At 67.5% G+C, this 7,958-nt stretch carries 6 protein-coding genes; 3 read left to right on the top strand and 3 right to left on the bottom strand.

Annotation, left to right across the window (positions count from 1 at the left end):
• Positions 1–501: 501 nt before the first annotated feature.
• Entirely contained in the window at positions 502–1,479 is a 978-nt protein-coding gene (locus AC5P74_RS18030; RefSeq protein WP_049414703.1) for an isopenicillin N synthase family dioxygenase, read from the bottom strand.
• Between the two features lie 150 nt (positions 1,480–1,629).
• Between AC5P74_RS18030 and AC5P74_RS18025 the strand changes: the two genes are divergently transcribed.
• The 3 genes from AC5P74_RS18025 to AC5P74_RS18015 are packed head-to-tail and all read left to right on the top strand — an operon-like array spanning position 1,630 to position 5,523.
• Positions 1,630–3,507, top strand: coding sequence for a DUF3413 domain-containing protein (locus AC5P74_RS18025; RefSeq protein WP_053500710.1), 1,878 nt, complete (start codon positions 1,630–1,632; stop codon positions 3,505–3,507).
• 20 nt (positions 3,508–3,527) lie between these two features.
• On the top strand, positions 3,528–4,673 hold the full coding sequence (locus tag AC5P74_RS18020) for a glycosyltransferase family 4 protein (RefSeq protein ID WP_495205020.1): 1,146 nt from the start codon (positions 3,528–3,530) through the stop codon (positions 4,671–4,673).
• Positions 4,666–5,523, top strand: coding sequence for a polysaccharide deacetylase family protein (locus AC5P74_RS18015; protein ID WP_061480014.1), 858 nt, complete (start codon positions 4,666–4,668; stop codon positions 5,521–5,523). The genes AC5P74_RS18020 and AC5P74_RS18015 overlap by 8 nt, the downstream gene beginning before the upstream one ends.
• Before the next feature lie 78 nt (positions 5,524–5,601).
• On the opposite strand, the gene glmM is transcribed toward AC5P74_RS18015, so the two are convergent.
• Positions 5,602–6,963 (bottom strand): phosphoglucosamine mutase, encoded by a 1,362-nt coding sequence (gene glmM, locus AC5P74_RS18010; protein WP_053500704.1) that lies wholly within the window; start codon positions 6,961–6,963, stop codon positions 5,602–5,604.
• Positions 6,963–7,838: an acetyl-CoA carboxylase, carboxyltransferase subunit beta gene (accD, locus tag AC5P74_RS18005; protein WP_005417947.1), complete on the bottom strand. Its 876-nt coding sequence runs from the start codon at positions 7,836–7,838 to the stop codon at positions 6,963–6,965. Before accD ends, glmM begins: the two co-directional genes overlap by 1 nt.
• Between the last annotated feature and the right edge of the window lie 120 nt (positions 7,839–7,958).

The following is a 7,958-nucleotide window of genomic DNA, read 5'->3' as shown; positions in this document are numbered from 1 at the left end:
GCTGCTTACATCCACGGCTTCTACAATCCAGCCCGGCTACACTCGGCGCTGGGCTACCACTCGCCTAACAACTACGCCCGGCAGCTCCGGGCTGCCGCCTGAAACGGCTTCATGGCGTCCGTTTTCAGGGGGCCAGATCAAGATCCCTTTTCCGCAGGAAAAGGGATCTGACCCCTACTCCTCTTCGATCTGACAGATCTCATCCACGCTTGGCGTGGATCTACTTGTGTCGACCAAGGTCGACACCTACCGGGAATCGCGATTTACCAACCGTCACCGGGAAACTGTCGAAGGCGGAGAGGTGTCGGATGGCGGGGTGTCCGCGGCATGGATGCCGCGGCCAAGCCCCCAGGGATGGGTTTACGGCGTCCCCGCCATCCGACACATCCCCGCCTCCCCACGGAACACCCCAGAGCCGCTTTGGCTTTGGCTTTGGCCTCGGCGGGTGCAGGGCGAAGCCCTGCAAAGAAAAAGGCCGCCTTTCGGCGGCCTCACTTTTCTTTACTTCAGCTTGATCTCGCGCAGGCGCTCCTCGAGGAAGCCGTGGGCGGTGATCGGCTCCGGGTACCGGCTCGGGTTCTCCGGGGTGATGCACGAGGGCAGCACGTCGATCAGGAAGTCCGGGTTCGGGTGCAGGAAGAACGGCACCGAGTAGCGCGGCTGGCGCGCCAGCTCGCCCGGAGGATTGACCACGCGGTGGATGGTCGACGGATAAACATGGTTGGTCAGGCGCTGCAGCATGTCGCCGATGTTGACCACGATCGTGTCCGCGTCCGAGGTGAACGGCACCCACTCGCCGTCGTGCGACTGCACTTCCAGGCCCGCGGCACTGGCACCCACCAGCAGGGTGATGAAGTTGATGTCGCCATGAGCACCGGCACGAACGTTCGGGATGTCGTCGGTGGTGATCGGCGGGTAGTGGATCGGGCGCAGGATCGAATTGCCGAAGTTGGTCTTGTCGGCGAAGAAATTCTCCGGCAGGCCGATGTGCAGGGCGAGCGCCGACAGCACGCGCGACCCCAGGTTGTCCAGCGCCTGGTACAGGCCGTACCCCCGCTCGCGGAAGCCCTCGACTTCGGTCGGCCACAGGTTCGGCGCCATCACGTCACGGTACTTGGAGTCGTCGGCGATCTCGCGGCCGATGTGCCAGAACTCCTTCAGGTCGAAGTGCTTGGAGCCCTTGGCGGTCTCCACGCCGAAGGGGGTATAGCCACGGGCGCCGCCGCTGCCAGGCACGTGGTACTTGCGCTTGACCTCTTCCGGCAGGGCGAAGAAGGCCTTGAAGGCATCGTAGGCCGCGTCGATGTCGGCCTGCGGGATGCCGTGGTTGCGGATGCCCGCGAATCCCCATTGGCGATAGGCCGCGCCCAGCTCGGCCACGAAGGCCTCGCGGTCGCTGTCGAAACGGGTGATGTCGAGGGTGGGGATCTGGCTCACAGCGGTTCCTGGCTTGTCATTGGGTCTGGGGGGCCAGCGCATTCATGGCCCGCCTGAACATTGTGACAGATCGCCCGGGGGACGCCACTCGATACGAAGAAACAAACCGATACAATGCGCGACCCGCGCGCGGATTAACGCTTCCGTCACGTTGGGCCCGCCCCTTTGCCCGCTCCCTGAATCCGCCCCGCCATGTCCGCAGCCGACCCTGCCGCACCCGCCCTTGAAGGTTCCACCCGGCGTTGGCGCCGGCTGGCCTGGTGGTCGCTGTTCGTCGCCGGCAATGCGGCCCTGGCTGCGGCGATCGCACTGGGCAACGTGCCGCTGCGGGACAATCCAGGCGGCAGCGCGGGCCTGGCCTACCTCGCCATCGCCCTGCCCGGCCACCTGCTCGCGTTCGGTGCGCTGGCCGGCCTGCTGCCGTTGCTGCTGGGGCTGTGGCCACGCACTGCCCGTACGCTGAGCATCAGCGCCGTTCTCCTGCAGGGCCTGTGGCTGTGCCTGCTGCTGGTCGACGCCAAGGTGTTCACCCTGTACCGCTTCCACCTCAACGCCATGGTCGTGAACATGGTGTTCGGCGGCGCCCTGCAGGACCAGGTCGCCCTGTCCTGGAAGACCTGGCTGCAGGTCGCGCTGCTGGTCGCCGCGGTCTTCGCCGCCGAAGGCCTGCTGGCCTGGGCGTGCTGGAAGCTGTTGCCGGCAGCGCCGCGCCGGCGACGGGTGCTGCAGGCGTGGGCAGCGGTCGCGCTTCTGATGGCCGGCGGCCAGGTCGCCACCGCCTACTACGACGCCCGTGGCGACCGCGATGTGATCGCGCAGTGGAACTACCTGCCGTGGGCGCAACCGATCACCGCCAAGAGCTTCATGCGACGCCTGGGCGTGGTCAGCCAGCAGCAGGCCGGCCTGCCCGACCCGCGCCATGCGCAGCTGCAGTACCCACTGCACCCGCTGCGCTGCCAGAACCCGCATCGCCCCAATGTGCTGATGGTGGTGCTGGAATCGCTGCGCCAGGACGTGCTGACACCGCAGCTGATGCCCAACACGTCGGCGCTGGCGCAGGACGCGCGCGTGTTCGACCAGCACTTCAGCACCGGCAATGCCACCCGCTACGGCCTGTTCGGGCTGCTGTACGGCCTGCCCGGTGGCTACTGGCCAAGCATGCTCGACGAGCAGCGCGGCTCGCAGCTGTTCCAGGTGCTGGGCCAGCAGGGCTACGACCTGCACCTGTACGGCAGTGCGCCGTTGTACAGCCCGGAATTCGATCGCACGGCTTTCGCCGATGTGCGCGACCAGCTGCACCAGGGCCCATCGGCACTGAAGTCCGACGGCCGCGACCGCGCGATCATCAGTGCACTGCAGCAGGACATCCGCGCCAGCCAGGCGGCGCAGCGCCCGTGGTTCGGCTTCGTGTTCCTCGACTCCACCCACGCGCCCTACCACATGCCCGATGGTTACCCGCCCGTGGCGACGCCGATGGCTGCGGACATCGACTTCCTCAAATTCGGCCCGGAGCATGACCCGACGCCGGAACTCAACCGCTACCGCACCGCCGTGCACTACGCAGACAGCCTGATCGGCTCGCTGCTGGACGACCTTCGCGCACAGGGCCTGGCCGAAGACACCATCGTGCTGGTCACCGGCGACCATGCCGAAGAGTTCAACGACCTCAAGCTGAACTATTGGGGCCACAACGGCAACTTCTCCGACTACCAGCTGCAGGTCCCGTTCGTGCTGCATTGGCCGGGCATGGCCGCTGGCCGCGACGCCCGCACCAGCTCGCACGAAGACTGGGTACCGACACTGATGCGCCACGCGCTGGGTTGCGAGAACGCACTGACCGATTACAGCACCGGCCAGGACCTGCTGGCCGAACCGCAGGGCCCGCGTGCGCTGGTGGTCGAAAGCTGGTCGCAGCGCGCGGTGCGCCATGGCGATGCCATCTACGTGTTCGACAAGTTCGGCAACGCCACCGCTTTGGACCTGCGCTACCGGCCGCTGTCACAGCAGGCGCCCGACGCGGCCGCCGTACGCACTGCATGGGAAGCGCTGACCCGCTTCCGCAACCGCTGACCCTCAAGGATCGATCCTGCATGAACCGTCCGCTGCGCATCCTGCACACCGAAGCCGCCAAGGGAATGGGTGGGCAGGAGATCTACATCTTCCGCCACATGCAGGTGATGCGCGCGCGTGGCCATGAGGTGGCGCTGCTGTGCCAGCCCGAAGCGCGACTGGCCAAGCTGGCACGCGACGACGGTTTCACCGTGCACACCCTGCGCATGGGCGGCCTGCTGCGCCTGCTGCGCGGCATCTGGTCGGTCTCGCGCCTGGTGCGCCGCGAACGCTATGACGTGGTCAACACCACCAGCCGCCGTGACGCGCTGATCGCCGCCGCCGGCGCACGCCTGGGCGGCACGCCGCTGGTGGTGCGCTCGCGCCACCTGATGAGCCCGGTCAACTCGCTGCTGACCTATACCGGCCTGCCGCACCGGGTGCTGACCGTCAGCAGCTTCGTCAAGCAGTTGCTGGCCGAGCGCGGCATTCCGGCCGAACACATCGGTATCGTGCCGCCCATCGCGGTCCCGCCGCGCTGGAGCGAGATCCGCAAGGACGACCCCTGGCAATGCCTGCAGGAGGTACGCGCGGAAGTGCGCGCCGAGCTCGGCTTCGGCGAACAGGACGTCGTGGTCGGTTGCGTGGCGGTGCTGCGCGAACCCAAGGGCCACGCCGACCTGCTGCAGGCGATGGTGCCGCTGTGCAGGACGCACCCGAACCTGCACCTGGTGGTGGTCGGCGATGGCCAGCCGGTCATGGATCGACTGCAGGCGCTGCGCGACGAGCACGGGCTGCAGCAGCAGGTCCACCTGCTCGGCTATCGTGACGGCGCGTGCCGGCTGATGGCCGGCTTCGACATCTTCGCGCTGGCTTCGCACAAGGAAGCGGCCGGTACCGTGTTCCTGGAGGCCGCCTATGTCGGGGTGCCGATCGTGGCCACGCGCGTGGGTGGCGTGCCGGAAATGGTGGTCGATGGCAGCAATGCCATCCTCACCCGATTGGGCGACAATGCAGCCCTGACAGGCGCCCTGCGCCTGCTGGTGGACGATCCGGAACGGCGGCGGCAGATGGGCCGCGCCGGGTGGGACTGGATGCACGGCGCGCACCGGTTCACCCCCGATGGCCACGGTGAGACCACCGAACACTACTACCGCCAGTGGCTGAAGGAGCTGGGACATGGCTGATGCCCGAACCGTACCGGTGCTCATGCACCACCACGTCAGTCCGTCGCCGGGCATGATCACCGTGTCACCGGAGAATTTCGAAAGCCAGATCGCCTGGTTGGCCGGCAACGGCTGGACCTCGCTGACACTGGACCAGTACGCCGGCTTCCTGGCGGGCAAGCCGGTGCCGCGCAAGTCGATCGTGATCACCTTCGACGATGGCTACCTGGACAACTGGGTGTATGCGCACCCGATCCTGCAGAAGTACGGCATGCACGCAGTGGTGTTCGTGGTCACCGGCTGGATGGGCGAAGGCCCGGAGCGGCCCCATGCGGGGCTTGCCGGGGCAGTGCTGCCTGCCACGCCGGACCACCGCGGCTGCGAAGCGGCGATCTACGAGCAGAACCGCAGCGACGACGTGATGATGCGCTGGAGCGAAGCGCGCGCGGCCATCGCCGCCGGCACCTTCGAAGTGCATTGCCACACCCATACCCACACCCGCTGGCTGCGCCGCGACGACCTGGACCGCGCACAGCGCCGTGCGGGCCTGAGCCACGATCTGGCAGTCTCGCGCGAAGTCCTGCGGGACAAGCTCGGCGAGGTGTCCGATACGCTGTGCTGGCCTTACGGCGATTTCGACCAGGACCACATCGAGGTGGCGCGCGAGCACGGCTTCCGCTACCTGCACACCACCCACCCGTTCGGCCGCAACGTGGTCGGCGGCGATCCGGAACGCATCTACCGCTTCGCGATCCGCAACCGCCCGGCAAGCTGGTTGCGCAAGCGCATCGCCCAGAGCTACACCCCCCTGATCGCGCCGCTGTTCAATGGCTTCAAGGCACGCCAGAAGAAGATGGTGCCGGGGCCGTAGGCGGCCCAACGCCCTGCCCCTTCAAAGAAAACGCCCCGGCATTCCGGGGCGTTTTCGTTGGGCGGATGTGCAGCGGCCTCAGGCGGCGGCTTCACGTACCGCCGCGGACAGTCGGTCCAGCGTGTCCTGCATCAGCGTTGCATCATCGGCCTCGACCGTGACACGCACCACCGGCTCGGTACCGGACGGGCGCAGGAACGCACGGCCACGGCCGGCCACCGACTGCTGCGCGTCGGCCAGCGCGGCCTGCACGCTGTCGGCCTGCACCGTTGCCTTGGCCGAGACATTGCCCAGCCGCACGTTGACCGTCTTCTGCGGCACCCGCACCAGTCCCTTCAATGCCTGGCGCAGGGTCTGCCCGCTGTTGCGCAACGCCACCAGCACCTGCAGCGCACTGACGATGCCGTCACCGGTGGTGGCCCGATCCAGGCACAGCAGGTGGCCGGAGGCTTCGCCGCCGAGCACCCCACCGCCTTCGATCAGCGCCTGGTGCACATAGCGATCACCGACGTTGCTGCGCACGAACGGAATCTGCAGATCGGCGAAGGCCTTCTCCACGCCGTAGTTGCTCATCAGCGTGCCGACCACCGGGCCGCGCAGGCGGCCTTCGGCTTTCCATGCGCGGGCCAGGATGTAAAGCAGGTCATCGCCGTCGACCGGGTTGCCCTGGTCGTCGGCCATCAGCACGCGGTCGCCGTCGCCGTCGAAGGCAATGCCGAGATCAGCGCGGGTTTCGCGGACCTTGGCCGCGAGATTGTCGATATGGGTGGAGCCCACGCCGGCGTTGATGTTGACGCCGTTGGGCTCGGCGCCAATGCCGATCACCTCGGCACCCAGCTCGCGGAACAGCAGCGGTGCGATCTGGTAGGTGGCGCCGTGCGCGCAGTCCAGCACCAGGCGTACGCCACGCAGGTCGAACGCGCGCGGCACGCTGGCCTTGCAGAACTCGATGTAGCGGCCAACCGCCTCGCGGCCACGCGATGCCTTGCCCAGCTTCTCCGATTCGGCGGTGGTGAACGGAACGTCCAGCGCCGCTTCGAGGGCGAGCTCGGTGGCATCGTCGAGCTTCTCGCCCTGGGCGGAGAAGAACTTGATGCCGTTGTCGTAGTGCGGGTTGTGCGAGGCACTGATGACGATGCCGGCATCCACGCCCAGCGTACGGGTCAGGAACGCCACCGCCGGAGTCGGCATCGGCCCCAGCAGCTGCACGTCGGCACCGGCGGCCACCAGGCCGGCTTCCAGTGCCGCTTCGAACATGTAACCGGAGATGCGGGTGTCCTTGCCGATCACCACGATCGGCCGGCGCCCGTCCTGGCCGCGCTGGGCGACCAGTACACGGCCCAGGGCGTTGCCCAGGCGCAGCACGAAGTCGGCCGAGATCACGCCCTGGCCGACCCGGCCACGGATGCCATCAGTACCGAAGTACTTGCGGCCTCCCATCAAGCCACCTCCGGCGCCGGCTGACGGCCCAGCATCGCCAGCAGGTCGGACAGGCGGTCACGCAGCTCGCGGCGGTCGCAGATCTGGTCGATGGCACCGTGCTCCAGCAGGAACTCCGAGCGCTGGAAGCCTTCCGGCAGCTTCTCGCGCACGGTCTGCTCGATCACGCGCGGGCCGGCGAAGCCGATCAGCGCCTGCGGTTCGGCGATGTTGATGTCGCCCAGCATCGCAAAGGAGGCCGAGACACCACCGGTGGTCGGATGGGTCAGCACCGAGATGTACGGCAGCCCGGCTTCACGCAGCTTGCCCAGCGCGGCCGAGGTCTTGGCCATCTGCATCAGCGAGAACAGGCCTTCCTGCATGCGGGCGCCACCGCTCTGCGAGAAGCACACGTAGGGCGCACCGATCTCGACCGCGGTTTCTGCGGCCAGTGCGAAACGCTCGCCGACCACCGAGCCCATCGAGCCGCCCATGAAGGCGAAGTCGAAGGACGATGCCACCAGCGCACGGCCCTTGAGCAGGCCGCGCATGGCGATCAGCGCGTCGTACTCGCCGGTGTTCTTCTGCGCGATCTTGATGCGCTCGCTGTACTTCTTCTGGTCCTTGAACTTGAGCAGGTCGGTCGGCCCCAGGCGCGCACCGATCTCGGTGGTGCTATCGGCGTCGAACAGGGCGGCCAGGCGCGCGCGCGCTCGGATCGCCATGTGATGGCCGCACTTCGGGCAGACTTCCAGGTTCTCTTCCAGTTCCGGACGGTACAACGCGCTGCCGCAGTTGCTGCACTTTTCCCACAGGCCCTCGGGGACACTGCGCTTCTTGCTGGGGGTGTTGTCGGTGCGGATGCCGGACGGCATCAACTTGCTGAGCCAACTCATGCGGGAGGACACTTCCGTTCAGGGCGGCCCAGGGGCCGCAAAGGCGGACAGTCTAGCTCCGCTTTCCCCGCCCGTGCACCCCCTTTCCAGCCGCGGGGCAGCCGGAAAAAACCATGCTGG

The organism is Stenotrophomonas sp. YJH_SMC_94-11, from assembly GCF_059370435.1.
This window is presented reverse-complemented; position numbering and strand designations above follow the sequence as displayed.

Bases quoted from the DNA above. Each gene is read 5' to 3' on its own strand.
- AC5P74_RS18030 (WP_049414703.1), bottom strand. From the start codon at position 1,479: ATGCGCTGGCCCCCCAGACCCAATGACAAGCCAGGAACCGCTGTGAGC.
- AC5P74_RS18025 (WP_053500710.1), top strand. From the start codon at position 1,630: ATGTCCGCAGCCGACCCTGCCGCACCCGCCCTTGAAGGTTCCACCCGG.
- AC5P74_RS18020 (WP_495205020.1), top strand. From the start codon at position 3,528: ATGAACCGTCCGCTGCGCATCCTGCACACCGAAGCCGCCAAGGGAATG.
- AC5P74_RS18015 (WP_061480014.1), top strand. From the start codon at position 4,666: ATGGCTGATGCCCGAACCGTACCGGTGCTCATGCACCACCACGTCAGT.
- glmM (WP_053500704.1), bottom strand. From the start codon at position 6,963: ATGGGAGGCCGCAAGTACTTCGGTACTGATGGCATCCGTGGCCGGGTC.
- accD (WP_005417947.1), bottom strand. From the start codon at position 7,838: ATGAGTTGGCTCAGCAAGTTGATGCCGTCCGGCATCCGCACCGACAAC.